The organism is uncultured Algoriphagus sp., assembly GCF_963974835.1.
In the GTDB taxonomy this organism is placed as follows: Bacteria; Bacteroidota; Bacteroidia; order Cytophagales; family Cyclobacteriaceae; genus Algoriphagus.
Genome location: NZ_CAXBET010000001.1, coordinates 1 through 20,681, shown reverse-complemented (window position 1 = coordinate 20,681; position 20,681 = coordinate 1). Strand labels below are relative to the sequence as shown.

23 protein-coding genes and 1 tRNA gene are annotated in these 20,681 nt (G+C 40.5%); 22 read left to right on the top strand and 2 right to left on the bottom strand.

The annotated features are described in order from the left end of the window. Positions 1-162 precede the first annotated feature (162 nt). From AACZ73_RS00120 to AACZ73_RS00075, 10 genes are all read left to right on the top strand, one after another. Positions 163-2,535 (top strand): TonB-dependent receptor, encoded by a 2,373-nt coding sequence (locus AACZ73_RS00120; RefSeq protein WP_339874371.1) that lies wholly within the window; start codon positions 163-165, stop codon positions 2,533-2,535. Between the two features lie 61 nt (positions 2,536-2,596). Next, complete coding sequence (locus AACZ73_RS00115; RefSeq protein ID WP_339874369.1) at positions 2,597-3,832, top strand: DUF4374 domain-containing protein; 1,236 nt, start codon at positions 2,597-2,599, stop codon at positions 3,830-3,832. Between the two features lie 102 nt (positions 3,833-3,934). Next, positions 3,935-4,264: a DUF6686 family protein gene (locus AACZ73_RS00110; RefSeq protein WP_339874368.1), complete on the top strand. Its 330-nt coding sequence runs from the start codon at positions 3,935-3,937 to the stop codon at positions 4,262-4,264. A gap of 113 nt (positions 4,265-4,377) precedes the next feature. Then, positions 4,378-5,070 carry a nickel uptake transporter family protein gene (locus AACZ73_RS00105; protein WP_339874366.1) on the top strand — a complete coding sequence of 231 codons (693 nt, stop codon included), beginning with the start codon at positions 4,378-4,380 and terminating at the stop codon, positions 5,068-5,070. Between the two features lie 150 nt (positions 5,071-5,220). Beyond that, complete coding sequence (locus AACZ73_RS00100; protein ID WP_339874364.1) at positions 5,221-5,547, top strand: hypothetical protein; 327 nt, start codon at positions 5,221-5,223, stop codon at positions 5,545-5,547. Positions 5,548-5,549: 2 nt separating this feature from the next. Then, entirely contained in the window at positions 5,550-5,846 is a 297-nt protein-coding gene (locus AACZ73_RS00095) for a hypothetical protein (RefSeq protein ID WP_339874362.1), read from the top strand. 9 nt (positions 5,847-5,855) lie between these two features. Beyond that, positions 5,856-7,490 (top strand): PepSY-associated TM helix domain-containing protein, encoded by a 1,635-nt coding sequence (locus AACZ73_RS00090; RefSeq protein ID WP_339874360.1) that lies wholly within the window; start codon positions 5,856-5,858, stop codon positions 7,488-7,490. Between the two features lie 177 nt (positions 7,491-7,667). Next, positions 7,668-8,045 carry a hypothetical protein gene (locus tag AACZ73_RS00085; protein ID WP_339874358.1) on the top strand — a complete coding sequence of 126 codons (378 nt, stop codon included), beginning with the start codon at positions 7,668-7,670 and terminating at the stop codon, positions 8,043-8,045. 106 nt (positions 8,046-8,151) lie between these two features. Beyond that, a complete protein-coding gene (locus AACZ73_RS00080; protein ID WP_339874356.1) occupies positions 8,152-8,625 on the top strand; it encodes a hypothetical protein in 474 nt (157 codons plus the stop codon). A gap of 107 nt (positions 8,626-8,732) precedes the next feature. After that, positions 8,733-9,272, top strand: a complete 540-nt coding sequence (locus AACZ73_RS00075; protein ID WP_339874355.1) for a hypothetical protein — start codon at positions 8,733-8,735, stop codon at positions 9,270-9,272. A gap of 40 nt (positions 9,273-9,312) precedes the next feature. Here AACZ73_RS00075 and AACZ73_RS00070 read toward each other — a convergent pair whose 3' ends face one another. Further along, complete coding sequence (locus tag AACZ73_RS00070) at positions 9,313-9,876, bottom strand: Crp/Fnr family transcriptional regulator (protein ID WP_339874353.1); 564 nt, start codon at positions 9,874-9,876, stop codon at positions 9,313-9,315. A gap of 176 nt (positions 9,877-10,052) precedes the next feature. On the opposite strand from AACZ73_RS00070, the gene AACZ73_RS00065 reads away from it, so the two are divergent. Continuing rightward, entirely contained in the window at positions 10,053-10,607 is a 555-nt protein-coding gene (locus AACZ73_RS00065) for a porin family protein (protein ID WP_339874352.1), read from the top strand. Positions 10,608-10,661: 54 nt separating this feature from the next. Here AACZ73_RS00065 and ruvC read toward each other — a convergent pair whose 3' ends face one another. Then, positions 10,662-11,237 (bottom strand): crossover junction endodeoxyribonuclease RuvC, encoded by a 576-nt coding sequence (gene ruvC / locus AACZ73_RS00060; protein WP_339874351.1) that lies wholly within the window; start codon positions 11,235-11,237, stop codon positions 10,662-10,664. 21 nt (positions 11,238-11,258) lie between these two features. Here ruvC and AACZ73_RS00055 point away from each other — a divergent pair, with 21 nt between their 5' ends. From AACZ73_RS00055 to AACZ73_RS00005, 11 genes are all read left to right on the top strand, one after another. Beyond that, positions 11,259-12,359, top strand: a complete 1,101-nt coding sequence (locus AACZ73_RS00055) for a glycosyltransferase (protein WP_339874349.1) — start codon at positions 11,259-11,261, stop codon at positions 12,357-12,359. Positions 12,360-12,392: 33 nt separating this feature from the next. Beyond that, positions 12,393-12,644 carry a hypothetical protein gene (locus AACZ73_RS00050; protein ID WP_339874347.1) on the top strand — a complete coding sequence of 84 codons (252 nt, stop codon included), beginning with the start codon at positions 12,393-12,395 and terminating at the stop codon, positions 12,642-12,644. A gap of 2 nt (positions 12,645-12,646) precedes the next feature. Then, on the top strand, positions 12,647-13,858 hold the full coding sequence (locus AACZ73_RS00045; RefSeq protein ID WP_339874346.1) for a PP2C family protein-serine/threonine phosphatase: 1,212 nt from the start codon (positions 12,647-12,649) through the stop codon (positions 13,856-13,858). 1 nt (position 13,859) lies between these two features. Further along, positions 13,860-14,486 carry a polysaccharide deacetylase family protein gene (locus AACZ73_RS00040; protein WP_339874344.1) on the top strand — a complete coding sequence of 209 codons (627 nt, stop codon included), beginning with the start codon at positions 13,860-13,862 and terminating at the stop codon, positions 14,484-14,486. Next, complete coding sequence (locus AACZ73_RS00035) at positions 14,483-15,592, top strand: glycosyltransferase (protein WP_339874343.1); 1,110 nt, start codon at positions 14,483-14,485, stop codon at positions 15,590-15,592. The genes AACZ73_RS00040 and AACZ73_RS00035 overlap by 4 nt, the downstream gene beginning before the upstream one ends. Next, on the top strand, positions 15,589-16,365 hold the full coding sequence (locus AACZ73_RS00030) for a TatD family hydrolase (protein ID WP_339874341.1): 777 nt from the start codon (positions 15,589-15,591) through the stop codon (positions 16,363-16,365). The genes AACZ73_RS00035 and AACZ73_RS00030 overlap by 4 nt, the downstream gene beginning before the upstream one ends. After that, positions 16,362-17,429: an asparaginase gene (locus AACZ73_RS00025; RefSeq protein ID WP_339874340.1), complete on the top strand. Its 1,068-nt coding sequence runs from the start codon at positions 16,362-16,364 to the stop codon at positions 17,427-17,429. The genes AACZ73_RS00030 and AACZ73_RS00025 overlap by 4 nt, the downstream gene beginning before the upstream one ends. A 99-nt stretch (positions 17,430-17,528) precedes the next feature. After that, positions 17,529-17,615: transfer RNA gene (locus AACZ73_RS00020), tRNA-Ser, on the top strand. A 358-nt stretch (positions 17,616-17,973) separates the two neighbouring features. Continuing rightward, on the top strand, positions 17,974-19,188 hold the full coding sequence (locus tag AACZ73_RS00015; protein WP_233753818.1) for a site-specific integrase: 1,215 nt from the start codon (positions 17,974-17,976) through the stop codon (positions 19,186-19,188). Between the two features lie 69 nt (positions 19,189-19,257). Next, entirely contained in the window at positions 19,258-20,229 is a 972-nt protein-coding gene (gene rhuM / locus AACZ73_RS00010) for a RhuM family protein (protein ID WP_339874339.1), read from the top strand. Between the two features lie 130 nt (positions 20,230-20,359). After that, positions 20,360-20,635: an AbiEi antitoxin N-terminal domain-containing protein gene (locus AACZ73_RS00005; protein WP_339874338.1), complete on the top strand. Its 276-nt coding sequence runs from the start codon at positions 20,360-20,362 to the stop codon at positions 20,633-20,635. The last annotated feature ends 46 nt before the right edge of the window (positions 20,636-20,681 follow it).

The following is a 20,681-nucleotide window of genomic DNA, read 5'->3' as shown; positions in this document are numbered from 1 at the left end:
GATTTTTGTCAGACTGGCTCTCATGGCTTAGATTTGTTTTAATTTAAAATTAATCTAAATAACAATAGAGAGAAGCTTCATAGCTTATTAAAAGATGAAGCCATACGGCGGCAACCGTATGGCTTCGGGTACTAAACTTTCTAATTCTCCAATTAAAAAGCGATGCAATATAACAAAATATTGTCCATTGTATTTTTGTGCAGTTTTTTCGCCTACCCGGCATTTGCGCAGCAAAATACCAATCTCAATGGTCTCGTAGTCGATAAGGACGGCAATTCCGTTCCCGGTGCTCTGATCAAAATCTCACCGATTTCAAAAGGTCTGCTCACAGACGCCGATGGCAAATTTTCCATCAATCTTTCTTCAGGTAAAAGTTATTCGCTCGAATTCTCATTCATGGGATTTGTCAATCATACCGAGAAGATCACTTTAGGTTCCGAGACCAAAACACTCAAAATTTCGCTTGCTGATGATACCAATGACCTGGAAGAATTTACTGTTTTGGGGAAATCTGAATTAAGGGAAATCGAAGAGCGGGCTTTTAATGTGGAAGTGGTCGATGCCCGAAAACTTCACCATACCAACCTTGATTTAGGCCATGCTTTGGACAGGGTCTCTGGGGTACGTGTGCGGGAAAGTGGAGGGGTAGGGTCTAGAATGAATTTTTCCCTAAACGGCTTCTCAGGCAAGCAGGTCAAATTCTTTATTGATGGCATTCCAATGGATGATTTTGGCTCCTCTTTCCAGCTGAACAATATTCCAATTAATCTGGCCGAGCGGATAGAAGTGTACAAAGGAGTGGTGCCAATTGGTCTTGGTGCCGATGCATTGGGTGGTGCGGTGAACATTGTCACAAAAAATGTCCAAAAAAACTATGTGGATGTCAGCTATTCCTATGGTTCATTTAATACACACCGTACAGTCATCAATACCGCCTATGTTGCGAAGTCCGGTTTCACTTTCCAGCTGAATGCTTTCCAGAATTATTCGGACAATAATTATTGGGTGGATGTGGATGTAGCGGATATAGAGACAGGGAAATATTACCCGGATCAGCATGTACGCAGATTTCACGATACTTACCACAACGAGACCGTGATCGCCCAACTTGGGGTGCAAGGTAAATCGTATGCGGATAAGCTTTTGGTAGGTCTGACTGCCGGGAAAAATTACTCAGAAGTGCAGACAGGAGCGAGGCTGGTTACGGTTTTTGGGCAGTGGTATCGTAAGGGAACTATCCTCATGCCCACATTTAAATACCAGAAGAAAGACTTATTTGTCCATGGCCTGGATGTGAATGTGAATGCCAATTACAATTTTGGCTCAGAGCAAAATATCGACACGGTCAATCGGCGCTACAATTGGTTCCAGCAATACAAAGAATATGATGTGCCTGGAGGAGAAAGGTCCTACACACTTTACAAATTCAATAATAACAATGCAGTACTGACGGCAAATGCGCACTACAAATTTGGCGAGATTCATACCATCGCTATCAGCAATGTGTTCAATAGTTTTAACAGGATGGGAAGCGATGCGCTAAATCCTGAAAATGACCGATACGAGGAACCGCGAAAAAGCCAGAAAAACATTACAGGGTTAAGCTATCAGCTGAGCTGGGAAGAAAAGGCAAGTATCTCCGTTTTTACTAAAATCTACAATCAAACCAACTATTTCACCATGTCTTACAACCCATCCGGGGAGTATGGAGATGTAGCTTACCGAAACGAGCGGGAGAATTTTACTTATCCGGGATTTGGCTTGACAGGATCCTATTTTATTACCGGTAATCTTCAGGCCAAGGTCTCATTTGAGAAGAGCTATCGGCTTCCTGAGCCTGAAGAACTCTTTGGTGATATGGTTAACCTTCAGGGAAATCTCGATCTGAAGCCAGAGAGCAGCTACAATTATAATGTGGGCATGAGTAGTTGGAAACAGCTTAACCGGGATCATAGAATTGATATTTCAGCCAATGGTTTTTACCGGGACGCCAAGGACTTCATCCGTCCAAGGCTGAACAATAACCAGACCATGCAGGTGATGGACAATCTCTACAGCGTCACGAATATCGGCATAGAGGGAGAAGTGCGATGGACATATAAGTCTATGCTCTCAGCTGGCGCAAATATCACGTACCAAAATCTCCGCAACAATACCGAATTCGAAGAGGGACAGACTATTCCGAGTGTTGTCTATCGGGATAGAGTACCCAACATGCCTTACCTCTTTGGGAATGGTGATGTCAGTGTGATGTGGCAGGATGCATTTGGAAAGGGCAATGACCTCAACTTCGGATACAATCTACTTTATGTCCATGCTTTTTATCTCTACTGGCCAAGCTTGGGCAGCGAGAAGTTTGACGTGCCGCAACAGCTTTCCCACGATATGAACCTCACTTATACGACAGGGCTGAAAGGCAGACTTCAGCTGATCGCTGAGTGCAGGAATATTTTCGACAGCAAACTTTATGACAACTTCAGCTTGCAGAAACCAGGACGGGGCTTCTCAGGCAAGATCAGATACTTCATTTATTAATTCTTTCACAATTCTTTTTCCTGAAAACCTCGGGAATCATTAAAACACAATTACAAATCTTATGAAAACCAACTTTAACTATTTCTATGCTTTTGCGGCAGCCCTCATAATAGGATTTTCCAGCTGCGACTCAGACGATCCAGAACCAGGACCGGTAGCGCCTTCTGGGGAAAGCAGATTCATTATCGCTTCTACTCCCCTTGCCTCCGATGGGGTGGCGGATTATTTATTAACGGCCGAAAGCCTGACCGAAGGAACTGTAAGTACGGTGGGCAATGGCGTCGAGCAGGATGGGACGTATCGTTACTATGTGACCCACAAAAACAAGTTTTTCAGTATGCTTTACGGTCAGGGAAATCCGGGGGCTGTGACGACGTACGAATTGAATGGGGAAGGTTCATTAGAGAAATTGTCAGATTTCCAGTCGGAGACTGTTCAGGCTTTTGGTGCGATGAACGATGACATCGTGATGGCTAAAATATCAAGAAGTGCTACCGATCCGGTGGGTTCCTGGTATAGATTGGATGCGGATCAGCTACAGATTGTTGCCGATGGCAAATGGAATCAGGAGGAAATTGCAAACAACGGGGAGCGGGCATTTTTTACTTGGGTGACTCAGGTGGGAGATAAGCTTTTTGCGCCTTATTTCAGTATGAAAGCCTGTTGCAATGACAGTTTTGGGACCAATTTCCCAGACAGTGCTTGGATCGCCGTATTTGATTACCCAAGCATGGAATTGAATAAGGTGATTAAAGATGACCGCACCAGCTTTATCGGCAGATATTTTCTTTCAGGTCTTGAGGTCGACGAATTGGGTGATACCTATGCTTTTTCAGGCTCAGTAGCTACTTCGAATGGAGCAATGACTTCCACTCTTCCTTCTGCTTTCACTAGAATCAAAGCTGGGCAACTGGAGTTTGACCAGTCCTATTATTTCAATGTGGAGGAGCTTGCTGATGGCTATTACATCACCGCAAAAACTTATGCTGGCAATGGGAAATTCGTCGTCACGATGAATAAAGAAAAGGGTGCTTACACCACCGGAAATCGCTTTGGTGTGGCTGATGTCTATGACAAAACTTTTACCTGGGTGACTGGTGCTCCTTCGGAATCCGAAATCGTGAGCGTAACCATCAATAATTATTCTGCCAAAAATGGACTTGCATACCTCGGCATTACTACTGAAACGGGAAGCTGGGTTTATGAATTCAACGCCAATACGGCCACTGCCAAACAAGGTTTGAAAGTCGAAGGTGGAGTGATCACAGCGATCAGCAAACTAGATGTAGCAGAGTAAAACCAGAAAAATTAAGTCCTGGGAAATCAGCTCCATTCGGAAACTAAACCAACCACGCTTTTATCCCAGGCACCATTTTATTTTCATTCAAACCAAACGCTTATGTCAGTTTGCAGAACAGAAATTATCTATCAAAACGAAGATTTTGTTTTCACCAAATGCTCCGATTGTGACCGGATGGGACTAATGTACAAGCAGGCGATGATCAGCTTTGACGAGTTCAATTTCAATGCTTTTTGCAGATACATGGAGCTGATGGAGTTTGAATTTGAAAAGTATCCCTTTTTCGATGGACTGGACCGGGTAGTGATAGAGACCTACCATCCCGACGTACAGTTTACACTGCTGGAAGAAGAATTTTATCGACTGAAAGCAAATGTTATTGAAGCCAATGCACAGCTTCACTTACTGGAATTAATCCGGAAGATGTAGATGATCGCATGGGTAATAAATGTATTGCCAGCTTCTGGGGAAGTAGGAAAATCATAAACATAGAATTAACCCTTGAGAACTCTGTGATCTCAGCGGTTTTAAAACCTTAAAAAATGAATACACCGAAATTAAAATCACTTTGCCTAACGATGATGCTTTTTATGCTTGTCATCGGAGTAAAGGCACACGCACTTTGGATCCACACTTCATCCAAAAGCGAAATAGGTAAGGAACATCCTTATAAAGTTTACTACGCCGACTATCACGAAAATGCCATCGAGCCTGTGGCAAAATGGTATTCGGATGTGAAGGAGTTTGAACTTTGGTTGATCAGCCCTTCGGGAAAGAAAACCAAGCTTGACCCTACTGCCACGGAGGAGTTTTTCGAAGGAAGTTTTACGCCGGAGGAAGAAGGGGAGTACAGAATGCAGATTTCCCATACCGCAGATCCTGGTGATAGCAAAACCGCATATCAGTTCAATGCCTATGCACAGATTTGGGTAGGAAAAGGAAAAGCACCATCACTTCCAGAGACTGATTTGGCTTTGGTAAGGAATGTTAAATCCACCGACTTAAAAGTGTTGTACAAGGGGAAAGCCTTACCAGAGGGGGATATAGCTATCCTCGGCCCTAATGCTGTTTCGCAGGAATTGAAAACAGGAAAAAGGGGGAAAGCAAGTGCTAAACTAAATGCACATGGTCTGTATTTCGCTGAAGCCACTCATACCGAAAAGCTTCCTGAAAATGATCCTTCCGGTCTGCAGGCTATCTGGAGATGTGCTACTCAGGCGATTGAGATTAATTAAATAGGTATTGATTGGGTCACTTTTAAATCTGCTTTTTGAACTATGAGCTTTCTTTTTCCAACTCACATTTTTTGCATCAAAGAGACCAACCTTGCAAGGTTTCTTTGATGCCCTTTTTTAATCCATCCTATTGTTAATTAAAACCAATTCATGATCACATTAAGCATTTTACTCACCTGGTTAGGCTTCGAGTTCTTTTATCAAACTTCCAAAAAAGCGGAACTACACAGAGCTGAAAAGTTGTCCAGTTGGTTTGGCGAAAATGAAGAACCTGCTAAAATCTTTGGGGCAATTCTCTTGGGAATCGCTCTATCACTTTCCGTCATTCAATTCGGAGTAGGTTCCGGAATCTTCGCTTTTCTATGCATCCTCATGCTTATCGGAAGTCTAGTAGTCTTGATCTCACCGCTTCGCACAGTAAAACTATACTGGGTAATAGTTGGAATAGCTTTCCTCTTTCTAATTGAAATTCTTTGATAATGCCTGCTAACAAAAAATACTTAACACCTACTTTTCTTCATCGATTTGGTCGAATCACTGCTGGTTTCGTCGGTGGATATCTGGTTACCGTTTCATTCTTTCTTGCGCTTTCATTCTACTTCGAGAAAGTCTCTGTGCTATTCACCTTAGTATTTGGAGGATTTTTGGTTTGGGTAGGTCTGATGATCGTCGCCTTCATCGCCAAAAGCGGCTGGAAAATCTGGGGGATTTACCTTCTGCTCACACTTTTCTTTTCAGCAATTGTCTACCTCAATCAACCTATACCTTCCCTATAGTTCAACTCTATGAGTAACAGGATTTACAATATTCTATTCCATACCCACACCATTTCCGGAATCATTATAAGTGTGGCTTTGTACGTGATTTTCTTTGCGGGTTCCTTCTCTTTCTTCCGGGATGAAATCGTGAGTTGGGAACGTAATGAGCCACTGGCTCAAGGTTGGATGCTCGGAGAAATGGACTTCGATCAGGTAATGGATACGCTGGGGAAAGACAAACCGCTATTGGGAAGTACGATCGCTTTCAACCAATACTACGATGAGCAGCGATTATCTGTCACGGTGACTCCGCCAGTAGATGAGCAAGCAAAGGAGGGAGAAAGAAGAGGACGTCGTGGAAATTTCATTTATTTAAATACGCAGGATTTTAAAACCTATGATTACCAAAGTTCTTATTCCCTTGGTGAGTTTTTATATAGGCTTCACTTTTTCGCTCAGCTAAATTTCTTTGGGCGATCCGGCTATTTGCTGGCAGGTTTGGTTGCCTTCTTTTTTCTTTTTGCAGTGATCACAGGAGTTATTGTCCATTGGAAAAAGATCATCAGCAACTTCTATGTTTTCCGACCAAACAACAGCATCAAGAATCTTTGGACAGATGCCCATACGGCTCTTGGAATTTTGGGTTTACCTTATCAGTTTATGTTTGCACTGACGGGAGTATACATAATAATCGGGTTGACGATCATGTCTCCGGCCATTATTTCGTATGCCTATAGTGGTGATCAGGAGAAAGCTTACGATGATTTTGGATTTAATCCACCAAAATTTGAAGCCGCTGGGAATCCCTTGAACACGGATTTTTCCATTAATAAATTTCGTGATCTGGCCAAGCAAAAATGGCCGGAGTTTGTGATGAATCGAGCCACCATCTTCAATTTTGGAGATGAAAACATGCATGTGCTTTTTGAGGGAAAATCCACTTTTGAAAGCAAATTTGCCAGTTTGGGGAATGTGATTTATAAGGTTTCCACTGGCGAAATAGTGCAGGAGAAAAGTCCAATGGAAGGTGTGTCCTATCTGGATGGAGCTAGAGCGGTGATTGTCCGGCTTCACTTTGGAGACTATGGAGGGATAGCTGTCAAGCTTATTTATTTTGGATTGGGAATTCTGACTTGCTTTGTGATTATTTCCGGAGTGATGATCTGGCTGGTCGCCCGGGACAAAAAACATGTTTCTCCAGCAAAGAGAAAGTTTAATGCTTGGCTGGTTTGGTTTTATTTGGCAGGCTGCCTGAGTATGTATCCAGTGACTGCTTTCACTTTTTTGGCGGTAAAATTAGGGCTACAGGATGCTGATGCAGATAGAATGGAGTTTATTTTCCAAACCTATTTCTGGTCTTGGCTCGCATTTACCTTGTTATTCACCTTCCTTAGAAATAACACAATTACAAATAAATACACGCTTCTTTCGGGTGGATTGATCGGCCTGCTTATACCGATTGCAAATGGATTTGTGACTGGAAATTGGATCTGGGTGACTATAACAAATGACTATTCTGATATCTTTTTAATTGATGCGTTTTGGTTGGTGACGTCAGTAACAACAATTTTGATAGCATGGAAAATCAAGTCCAAGAAAATAGAGGAAGAGCCAAATAGCGGTGCTGTTAAATCAAAAACATCAGCTGTAGCAATGAATTGATTTTTTGCAGTTGGCCGAGCGTAATTTGGACTCTGCTAACTGCCTTTTTTCATTGCAAGATGAATTTGTTGGTGATCTCAGAGGTGAAATTGTTTGCGAAAATGAACCTATTGGGTTTACTTTTCATTTATTTTTGTGCTGCATTTTCTTGGAAATGATTGAGCTTAGGTCTCTGGGATGAAAAAACTTAATTCACTTATATACCTTTTTTATTATGTACTGCTTTGGGTGGTCCTGCCATCTACGGGGTTGGGAACGAGGGTATTTGCCAAAGAATTAAGCCATCAGAATTACCATAGTATTACCAATCGTGGCACTAGCTTTTCTGATTTTCAACACTGTGTCAATCCGGATTGGAATAGAGTAGTTAGCCGTGAAGCCGATAAGAATTGGCTTAGTGAAACTGGGCATTGGCCTGTTCTTTTTTCAGCTATTTTCAAGCCACAGTTAGTATTTTCAAAGGATTACCTAGTCAGTCAGATTTTTTCAAATGCACCAGTTATAGGTGCGTTTACTGCTACAAAAATAATTTTCCCCTTTCATTATTTCTGGTAAAACGGATCGCAACTACAGTTGAAATTGCAAAAATCCTTCTGACTTCAAAGGTCAGCTAGGATTGATATTCCATATTATCCATACAAAAATAATGAATGAACTAACAATGATAATCCTATCAGTGGCTCTGGTAGGAATGGTCTGCTTGCCATTAATAATTAGCCATTTTAAGCAAAAGAGTAAAGGCAATCTTCTAAAGGAAAAACTCAAGTCAATAGCACAGGCAGATCACTTGAAATCAAGTGATTTTGAGACTTGGAGAGAGGCATATTGTATAGGTTTGGATCAGTCAAACAATCGATTGCTATTTATGAATTCGTTTGAAAATGATTTACATATTCAGAAAATAGATTTAAACCATGTCCGTCTTTGTCGCCCTATCCGGGACTTCCGAGAATTGAAAGAAGGAAAGGATAGGAGACAGATCATCAATAAAGTCAGCTTGGTGTTGGATCAATACGATGAGCATAGAAGACCATTCTCAATCGAATTATATGATGAAGAAAAAAGTGATTATATGATCAATGAATGGTATCTAGCCCAAACGTGGTCAAAGAAAATAAATGATCTGAAAAATTAATAAGAAAAGGGAGGCGTTAGGCCTTCCTTTTCTGCTTTCTTGGACTGCTAGGCTTATTCCTTTGTATGAAAATTTCCTATTTTGGTTCTTCAAATCTTTGTGAACAAATGGCATCAGCAAGTGAACTGGCTCCCGGGAGCAAAATAATTCATCCGAAGTTCGGTACAGGAATGATCCTCTCCGCAGATGATACGTATTACACAATTTACTTTTACAGCACAGAAGAAGTCAAAACTCTAGCGAGGGATTACGAAGGATTTACCGTGGAGGAAGCCAAGGTTCCTGATTTTCCCATGCTTACGATGAAGGACGTGGAAAGGGCAATTCGAGAAGCGTTGATCCAGACATCTGAACGTGCCCCGATTGTACCGCTAGGAGGAAAATGGATGGGAGGTATGGTGATTTTCGAACCTAATGATAGCGCCTTGCAAGCGAAGGAGATACCGATGTCGACTTTTTTCCATAAGATTGTAATGGTGCGGGAGAAGCTTCGAGTGCTGGAGCAGAATATCAACAATCATCCCAAGTTGGATGACGAAGACCGCATTAATTTACAGCAGTACATTACCAGATGTTATGGCTCGTTAACTACGTTCAATGTGCTATTCGCATATAAGGAAGACCAATTTAAGGGAAGCGGAAGTTGATCCATAATATTAAATTTAAAATTTCGACGCAGCTGCATTCTTAGATTTTAGCTCTGATCCTGCTCAAGGTCTCTATAGTCATGTCCAGAAAAGAGGCGATTTGACCGACAGATGCCTTATGGATTACCTTTGGTCGGTATTGCATCAGTTCAAGATATCTTTCCCTGGCTGTCTTAAATTTGGTAAAGATCTGTTGCTCTTCTAGGACAATATAATATTGCTCCAAAATCATTCTGTAAGCACGCTCGAGTTCTGGGAATTCTAGAAAGCATGTTTGAAGATTTTCGTAAGAAATTTTGAAAACCCTGCTTTTCTCCATCGTTTCGATATTTTCATAAGAGGGTTTTCGGGTGATGAAAGAATGCATGGCGGTGACAAATTCCTCATCCAGGGTAAAAGAAACAGTAATATCACGGTTGTCCCGGATGTAATAACTCCTCGCCGAGCCCACTGCCACAAAATATAAGTACTTGCTTACATGACCTTCTTTTTCAAGCAAAAAGCCCTTTTCAACTTCAAATTCTTCCAAATGTCTTGCAAAAGCTGCTTTTGCTTCGTCACTTGTGGTAGGGAATTTGCTAAAGAGGCTTAAGAAATTTTCCATTAGTTCGTTACTAAAAAGTGATTTTGACGTAGGAAGAATATTTACGTCTCTTGATATTCTACAGTTAATTTAAAAAGAAGCGTAGTAAGACCTGCTTCAAAATTGAAAATATCTTAGCTTTTAATCCTTAATTCACTCTATTCTCTGATTATATTCTATCCACAAATTAATATTTTATGAAAAAGCTTTTGGTTTTATTCTTTGTCCTAGGACTCTTCAGCACAGCAAATGCGCAATTTGGCGTAAGAGCAGGCTTAAATAGCGCTAATTTCACTGATTTCGAATCGGATCCTAGAGCAGGATTTCATGTAGGTGCATACTTTAGAAAAGATTTGGGCTTAATTTCCATTGAACCTGGGCTGCAATATTCTCAAAAAGGACATGAACGAGTTGGAGCAACAGGTTCTCCAGCTGTGAAGAATGAGAGATTGAATTATGTCGATTTACCCGTTTTGCTTAGGGTCAATTTTCTGCCTTTTTTAAATGTTTTCGCAGGGCCGCAAGGTTCAGTATTGGTTTCCAGAAAGCTCGAATATGTAGATGGAAGTACAGAAACGACCACTGAGCCGATCAAGGGCTATGATATAGCTGGAGTTGTAGGTGTTGGTGCTAAGTTACCACTTGGTCTAAATGCACAAGTTAGTTATGATATTGGATTACAGAGTGCAAATTATTACAACCAAGATGTCAAAAATAATGTCTTGAAGTTATCAATTGGGTATGATTTCTAATCATCCTGATCATTAAGCAAAACATAAAAAAATCCGGTAAGTAACCGGATTTTTTTATGTTTTCAGGCGATCCGGATTTTCTTCAATAAATGACTTCCAGCCAGCATTTCTTCCCTTAGTCTGTATTCTTCCCTCATGGAAATGGTGACAAAGTGCCACAGCCAAAGCATCAGTCGCATCCAGCATTTTAGGTAGTTCTGTAATAGAAAAAAGTGTCTGAAGCATTGCAGCTACTTGTTCTTTAGAAGCATTTCCATTTCCTGTTACAGACTGCTTTACTTTTTTAGGGGAATACTCGGTGATAGGAATGTCTCTAGCCAAAGCTGCCGCCATGGCAACTCCCTGGGCCCGACCAAGCTTCAACATGGATTGCACATTTACTCCAAAAAATGGAGCTTCTAAGGCCACGCTGTCTGGTAAGAATTCCTCTATGATGCCTGTGATTCGTTCAAAAATCTTCTTGAGTTTCAATTCATGCGTTTCATACTTTTTGAGATGAATTACGCCGTATTGTAAAAGTTTGTACTTTTTGCCTTCTGTCAAAATCACCCCATAACCCATCACGTTCGTTCCCGGGTCTATACCTAAAATGATTTTTTCCTTTGATGCTTTTTCTTGTTCTTTGCTCACCCCCGCAAGTTAGCCCAAAACATGCTAAGTTTTTACCTAATCTGGTCTCTGAGTTACTTCGCCTTGCTTTGGTGGATGAGCAGATTTTGGAGTGAGCGGCATAACTTTGATGTGGAAAATCCTTTGCTTCGATCCGTCACGCTTATTGTTCCTTTTAGAAATGAGGCAGCGAATATTCCTGATCTGGTTTCTAATCTTTTGAAAATTAGCTACAAAAATCTTGAGATTTTACTGGTTGATGATCACTCCGATGATAACTCAGTTGATTTGCTGAGAAAGCATCTAAAAGATAAACTTGAGGTTAAAATTCTTCGGAGTCTGAATAAAGGAAAAAAGAGTGCGTTAGAATATGGTGTGAATGCTGCTTCCGGGGAGATTATTATTTGTACCGATGCTGATTGTAGTTTTCCTGAATTATGGATTGAAAAGATGGTAACTCCATTTCAAAATCCTGCGGTGCAATTAGTAGCTGGGGCAGTTATGGTGCAAGGAACTGATAAGTTTCTTCATGTTTTTCAGTCTATTGATTGGGCGAGCATTTTGTTGACGACCAATTATTCTTTTGCAATAAAAAGGCCTTTAATGTGCAGTGGTGCAAATCTGGCTTACAGAAAAGAAGCTTTTTTGCAAGTGAATGGATATGAAGGAAATCGGGAAATCAAATCGGGTGATGATGAATTTCTGCTAAAGAAAATACATATAACCTATGGAGAAGAATCTTGCTTTAATTTCTCCTCATCTGAGGTGCTAGTAACCACTAAACCTGAAGTCAGTTGGCATGCCCTGATTAATCAGCGCGTGCGTTGGGCAAGCAAATGGAGGGCACACTTCTCTGTTTTACATGCGCTGTCGGCGATTCTAGCATTTGGTTCACAATTGGTTTGGCTAGGAAGTCTATTTCTAATTCCTTTTGGTAAAAAGGGTATGTTGGTATTTGGGTTGGTTTGGTTGATGAAGGTGAGTGCTGAAAAGCTAAGCTTGGGGAAGGTGTTGGAAAGTATTGGCAGGAAGCCTACAATTTTGTCAATTTTGAAAACTTCTTTTGTTCATCCGATCTATGTATTGCAGACAGGAATAGGAGCTGTGAGAGGAAAATTCATGTGGAAAGGTAGGGAGAACTAGAGAAGTGTTAATTTAGAATCTGAAAATTGGAACATGAACGATCAGGAATTTGACTTGATGGACGAGCTTTATTTCGTCCAGCCTTACAGCTATCTTTTGGAAACCTTAAATTGGGAGGAGAAATCGCTATTGTCCACCTTGCAATCTCTTTACTCCCAGGGTTATATCAAGTGCCTGGATGATCCGGATACAGAAAGATTCGGAGAAGTTGATGTTTTGAAGGAAGGCAAGAAATTATATTTTTTGGCGACAAAAAATGGTTTGATGGCACATAATACACTTTAGAATTGACCACAGAAATACACAAATTTCAACGAAAAGAACTGCAGCTTAAATCTCTGCTTGAGATTACCCAAGCGATTAATGAAAATCAATCTGAAGCAGTTTTGCTGAATATTTTCAAATTCACCTGTTTGGTTCACTTGAATATTAAAGCATTAATACTCTATGTGGCAAAGGAAGGTGCATTTGAAAATAAGATTTCTCATGGTGTAAAGGGTAATGTACCTGTGCTCATTTCTGCCGATCAGGTTCTGGACGAAAAAACCACCGGAGAATTGAGGATGGAATTGGAAGAGGAATATTCCTTTGAGGAATTAGAGACTTACCTGCCGGTATATCACAAAGATAAAATGCTGGCAATTCTTTTTCTTCGGAGAAAGGACCAAAGCATGGAATTGGACTTAAACTTCACGCAGGCATTGACCAATATCTTGGTGGTGGCATTGGAGAATAAGCGATTTGCACGAAAGCAATTGGAGCAGGAAATTTTAAACAGGGAGGTCACTATTGCTTCTCAGGTACAGCAGATGCTTTTTCCGGCAGAACTTCCAATAGATAAGGAGCTGAAGGCAAAGGTGACTTACCTGCCTCATAGTATGGTGGGTGGAGACTACTATGACCTGATCCGCAAGTCCAAAGATGAAGTTTACTTTTGCATAGCGGATGTTTCCGGCAAAGGGATTTCCGCAGCTTTGCTGATGTCCAATTTTCAGGCAGCGCTCCGCACATTATTGCGCAGCGACGCAGATCTGGAAATGGTCGTAAAGCAGCTGAATTATACCCTATTCGAAAATACCCATGGAGAACGCTTCATTACCTTTTTTCTGGGACACTTTAATTTTAAAACCCGGGAGCTAACGTATGTCAATGCCGGGCATAATCCGCCTTTACTTTGCCGAGAGGAAACAGACAATTGTGAGAGTTTGCATGCAGGTACTACGATTTTAGGAGCATTTGATGAATTACCTTTTCTGGAAATAGGAAAGCGTGAGAACCTTCATGATTTTTCGCTACATCTTTATACAGATGGATTGACGGAAGCCATGAATCCATTTGAAGAGGAGTATGGTGAGGAACGTTTTGAGAAGTTTGCAGACAAAAATAAAGGCTTGGATCCGGACGATTTTCATAGGAAGTTTTTAAAGAAAATCAGGGACTTTTCTAAAAATGCCCAATTGCGGGATGATCTGACTTTGCTGAGTTTAAAGTTTCAATAGTATGGTTTGGCACACCGTCCCTGCTTTAGTTCAGCAGCTTTTCCCAACTCGACTTTGGAGAAAAGATTCAGAAGAAAATACAGTTTACCTGACTTTTGATGATGGACCTGTGCCTGGAGTTACGGAATACGTTTTGGAACAATTAGGTAAAAGGAGGCAGAAAGCTACATTTTTTGTGGTTGGCGATAACGTTCGTAAGAATCCGATTCTTGCAAAAGAGATTATCAGTCAAAACCATAAAATAGGAAATCACACATTTAATCATCTGAATGGGTGGAAAACCAAAAAGCACCTTTATCTGGATAATATTGAGTTATGTGATAAAATACTCGAAGATCAGTTAGGAGTAAAGACAAAATTATTCAGGCCGCCCTATGGAATGATCAATCAAAGTCAGGCGCTAGAGGTTTCCAAATTTCACCAGATAGTAATGTGGGATATGCTGTCTGGGGATTATGATCAAAGGTTAAAGTCTGAATTGATTTTAAAAAAATCTATCAAGCATACCAGACCAGGATCGATTGTGGTATTTCATGATCAGCTAAAGACAAAAGAGGTCTTAAAGAAAATTTTACCTCAATACTTAGACTTCATACTTGAAAATGGCTGGAAAACTGGGTTGCTATGATCAGTTGGTTTTTTATCGGAATACTAGGCTTAATCCTCATCCAGTTTGTCGTAGCGATTGTTAGAATTCACTTTTTCTGGAAGGACCATGCTGTAAAAAATGAACTGAAAACCCCACACGTATCCATTCTAGTGGCAGCACGAAATGAAGAAAAGGATCTTCCAGATCTTTTAGAATCCTTGGGGAAACTCGATTATCCATCCGACCGAATCCAGTTTTTATTTGTTGATGATCAGAGTACGGACCGAACAATGGAGATATTGACCGATTGGTGTGGTAGAAATTCTAATAGTACTTTACTGTCCATTCAACCTTCGCAGTCGGCATTCTATAATGATAATGGGAAAGCAAATGCATTGGCATTTTTAAGTGAAAAAGCGACAGGTGATTATTATTTCTTCACTGACGCAGACTGTGAAGTAAACCCAAATTGGATTAGGGAAGGGATCAATTCATTCAGTGGAAACACAGGGATGGTAATAGGGATTACCCAGGTGAAAACTTCAGGCTTATTTGGAAGGTTTCAGGAGATCGATTGGTGGCTGACGTTAGGCTTTGTGAAAGTAGCGACGGATTTGAATATGAAGACCACCGGGCTGGGAAATAATATGGTGATAAGCAAAGAGGCATATAAGAAGTCCGGGGGATTCAAGAATTTGCCCTTTAGTCTTACAGAAGATTTGGAAATATCAAGAGCTATTTCTCGGCAAGGCTTTAAAATAGCTCATCAGGTGAGTCCTGGAATGCTGGTGTTTACAAATCCAGAATCAGGGTTATTTAACTTGCTGGACCAAAGAAAGAGATGGATGGGAGGAGTGATGACTTTGCCTTTTTATTGGAAATTAATTTTGGCACTTCAGGCTGCGTATTTCGTGGCCTTATTAGGCTTAATTCTGTCAAATCCACTTTTGGGGACAGGTCTGGGATTAATGAAAATAATTTTACAAGGAATATTTTTAAGTAATATAGCCAAAAGGGCAGGTGTGAAAATCAGTTGGTTATACTTATTGGTTTTTGATTTTTATAATTTCAATACTACCCTACTTACTATTCTTTACTATTTTTGGCCTTCCAAAACAATTTGGAAATCCAGAATATACCCATGAATTACATAGAGACGCACGCCCATATTTATTCGACCAAGTTTGATTCTGATCGGGATCAGGTAATACAGGATATCAAAGATGCTGGTATAGAGCGGGTTTATATGCCTAATGTCGATGTTTCTACGATCGATGCCATGCTTGCTTGCGAGGAGAAATACCCAGGCTTATGCATTCCCATGATGGGTCTGCATCCCTGCGATGTCAAAGAGGATTTCAGAGAGCAATTGGCTACTATGGCAAATTGGCTCGATAAGCGCCAATTCGGTGCTGTAGGTGAAATTGGGCTGGACTTATATTGGGACAAGATATTTTTTGAGCAGCAGAAAGAAGCGCTAAAAATACAGATTGGTTGGGCAAAGGATAGAAATTTACCAATAGTCTTACACTGCAGGGAATCTATGGATGAGACAATAGCCATCGTAAAAGAAGAGCACGATGGCAGATTAAAAGGTATCTTCCATTGCTTCAACGGAAATTTGGACCAAGCTAGGGAAATTATAGAGATGGGATTTCTACTAGGGATCGGTGGAGTAGCAACCTTCAAAAATGGAGGGCTGGATAAGGTAATCCCGGAAATTAACCTAGCGCATATAGTTTTGGAGACGGATGCCCCATATCTTGCACCGGTACCCTTCAGAGGTAAAAGAAACTCTCCGGCATATTTGCCTATAATTGCCGAGAAAATCGGTGATTATCTTCATCTTTCCAAAGAAGAAGTTGCATTACAGACGAAACAAAACGCCCTTAACCTATTCAGTGAGATTGCATCATGAATTATAAAATAGTCCGACTAAATACTGCACTTCGAACGAGCAAGACTTCTTCTGTGCTTATCATATATACCGGTGGCACACTTGGGATGGCCTATGATGAGACGGGAGCTTTGGTTCCGTTTAATTTTGGACAGATATTGGAGAAGATCCCGATTCTCTATACGATGGATATTGCCATTACGGTGATTTCCTTTCCTGAGCCTATTGATTCTTCCAATGTCACGATGAGTCACTGGAAGGATATGGCTTATATTATCTATGAGAATTATGATAGTTATGATGGGTTTGTAGTGCTTCACGGAACGGACACCATGGCCTATTCTGCTTCTATGTTGAGTTATATGCTTCAGGGACTGAATAAACCTGTGATTTTTACTGGTGCCCAACTACCGATCTCAGCGATGAGATCAGATGCACGTGAAAATCTAATGACCTCATTGGAGATTGCCACAGCAAAGATCAATGGAGAGCCAATTGTACCTGAAGTATGTATATTCTTCAATCATCTTCTCTTAAGAGGAAATCGCTCCAAGAAAGTGCAGAGTGTACATTTTGATGCTTTTGAATCTGAAAACTATCCTCCTCTCGCCGAATCGGGAATTGTGATTGATTACAATACTCAGGCAATTCGGCCACTGGAATCACATAAGAAACTGGTGAACAGAAATTCACTGGACAATAATGTGCTTATTCTAAAACTATTTCCTGGGATAACACAAAATGTAATTGATTCCATCTTAGGTATTGATGGATTGAAAGCTATAGTACTGGAAACTTATGGATCAGGAAATAGCCCTAGCGAGGAATGGTTTATGGATTCACTTCAAAAAGCAATCAAGAAAGGGATTATAATTCTAAATGTATCACAGTGTAATGGTGGGCGAGTGATTCAAGGAAGATATGAGACAAGTAAGGAACTTCTGAATGTGGGCGTTATCAGTGGTACGGATATGACTACCGAAGCAGCAGTGACCAAGTTGATGTTTTTGCTAGGTCAGGAAACCCGGCGATCAGAGATTATTGCTAAGCTGAATGTGCCGTTAGCTGGAGAGATGAGTGCATAATTGCTATTTCACAGGGTATTTTTCAGGATTATTTGGAAAGGGCACTAATAATAATTTTCTTTGCACTCCGATTCAGGATATTGGGTTGGAAAACAATCTAGAGAGGTGGCCGAGTGGCTGAAGGCGCACGCTTGGAAAGCGTGTATACTCGTGAGGGTATCGAGGGTTCGAATCCCTTCCTCTCTACTAGTAAAGAATTGAATATCAATAGGTTACAGGTTTAAAAATCTGTAACCTATTTTTGTTTTTACCTTAAATATTAGCAAATAATTGATTTTCAGATATTTACGTTTATAAACGTTAAGATTTTCCAGAAAATGCGAAGGCCTGTAATGAGTTGTGTTACAGGCTTTTTTGTATTCAAACCCTCAAAGTTTTCACAATTGCCTGTAATTCCAGTGCGTCATTCGTGTAGTTCACCTACTTCGAAAAAAAAGACGCACTGAGATCTGTATTATTCTTTGAATATCAACTAGTTCAATATTTAAACCTCTTGTGGATTAGAGTCTGTTTTTCGAGTTTTATTAACCTAAATCAGTGCGTTATGTTAGAAAAAAGCTTCGGATTGCTCTTCTTTTTGAAGCAATCCAAAAAAAACAAGAATGGAGAAAAGTACATCTATCTCCGAATTACCGTCGATGGAATTCCTAAGGAGTTGTCAACCAAAAGATTATGGCAACTTTCTAAATGGAATGTGTCTGCCGGTAGGGCTTTTGGGAATTCTGAAGAAGGAAAGACCCTTAACTCCTATCTGGACACTCTTTATTACAAAGCCTTACAGGCCAAAAAGCAATTATTGGATCGGGATCAAGAGGTCACAGCAGAAGCAATCAAAAATATACTGCTGGGAGTGTCTGAAAAGAAAAAGATGATCATGGAGATTTTCAAGGAGCACAATGAACAAGTGGAAGCTCTTTTAGATAAAGAATTCGCTCCGGGCACCTTGCAAAGGTATCGTACCTCTTATGACCACACCAAGGCCTTCATGAAATGGAAATATAAAAAGGAGGATATGGATATACATGCCTTGGATTATGAATTTATCTCTTCCTATTCCTTTTGGCTTAAAACTGTTCAGAATTGCAGCCATAATACCACCATGAAGTATTTGGCTAATTTCAAAAAGATCGTTCTAATTTGTCTTAAAAATGGCTGGCTAGACCGTGATCCTTTTATCCGTTTTAAAATGGCGAAAAAGGAAGTTCATCGTGTCTATCTAACATCAGAGGAGATTGCTATTGTTGAAGCAAAAAGATTTCCGACGGAGCGACTACGGCATGTCAGGGACATTTTTCTATTTAGTTGTTATACTGGCTTGGCATATATTGATGTCAAGCGACTAACTAGATCTCAGATAGTAATCGGAATCGACGGAGAGAAGTGGATCTTTACCAATCGGCAAAAGACTGATACTCCCACCCGTCTTCCATTGTTGCCAAAGGCACTTAAGCTTGTTGAGAAATATAAGGACCACCCCTTGTGTGAAGATGGATCGCATGTCCTGCCAGTATTGAGCAACCAAAAAATGAATTCGTACCTCAAAGAGATCGTTGATGTGTGTGGGATTGATAAGCCCTTAACCTTCCACATCGCCAGACATACATTTGCCACGACTATCACTTTGGGAAATGGAGTTCCTATTGAAACGGTGTCCAAAATGCTTGGACATAAGTCTATCAAACAAACGCAGCATTATGCCAAAATCTTGGACACGAAGATAAGTTTTGACATGAAGGCTCTAAGAGAGAAGCTTCAATGAATCTAGACTGACTTCTTTTTAAATGAAGAGACTGAAACCCAAAAATGAAACTTAAATTGAACAGTAACAATGGAAAATAAAATCGAAATATACCAAGCAGAAAATGGGCAGACTCAGATTGAGGTAAGATTTGAGAATGAAACTACCTGGTTGACGAACAGCCAGCTAGTAGAGCTTTTTAAATCCAGTAAAGCAAACATCAGTGAACATATCAAACACATTTTCGAATCTGAAGAACTGGACAAAGACTCAACTGTTCGGAATTTCCGAACAGTTCAAGTGGAAGGCAAAAGATCAGTTGAAAGAGAAAGAGTACATTATAACCTAGATGTAATAATCGCTGTCGGTTATCGGGTTAACTCCAAAAGAGGCACACAATTCCGTCAATGGGCAACCCAACGGCTTAAAGACTTCCTTGTGCAAGGCTATGCAATAAATGAACAGAGACTTTCTCAGAAGCAACAAGAAGTCCAGACCCTTAAAGACGGAATCCGAATCCTAAGCCGGGCAATAGAACAAAAGGCACTCGATCAGAATTTGGACTGGCTCAATCATTTTGCCAATGGATTGGAGTTACTCGATGATTATGATCATGAGAACTTAGATAAGAAAGGGTTAAATAAAAGACAGGCAAACTATCCAGGGTTAGTTGACTACAAAGAAGTTATCCAGTCAATGAAATCAGATTTTGAATCCGGTGTGTTTGGAAAGGAAAAAGACGGAAGCTTTGAAAGTGCAATTGCACAAATCAGTAAAGGTTTTGGTGACGAGGATTTCTATCCGACCTTGGAAGAAAAAGCCGCTACGCTTCTATATCTGATTGTCAAAAATCACGGATTCGTCGATGGCAACAAACGGATTGCAGCAGCTTGCTTCCTTCTCTTTTTGCAGTCAAATGATCTATTGCATAATAGTGAAGGCCATTCTATAATCAGCAATGATGCATTGGCAAGCCTGACCTTGTTCATTGCTTCCAGCAAACCTGAAGAGATGGAAACGGTAAAGAAACTGGTGATCAGTGTATTGAATAGGAATTTGTAATTGAATTCTTGGTTTACCATTTGATTTTATAACGGCGATTATCGCCGTTATTTCTTATTTATATAAACAAAGAATTTATATAAATTTGTTTTTACGGTGATTATCGCCGTGTAAATTAAACTATATAAACATGGCGATTAATACTGAGAGACGTAAACTTTTGGAACAAATAATGCCTGAGACTATGATTGTTACCCGAAATTGGTTGGCAAATAAGGCTTTTTTGGATAAACATGCCATCGATAATCTAGTTAAGAGTGAGCAGCTAAAGTTACTATGGCCGGGGCTTTATACACGAGGAAAATCGCAGCTTTCTTGGCAAAGTATGGTTTATACGCTTCAGGCTGTTATGAAAACTGACTTCGTTGTAGGTGGATTGAGTGCATTGGAGCTAAAGTGCATATAGCGATCAAATTGACCCCCTATCGGCGCTGCAAATTGACCCCCCAGAG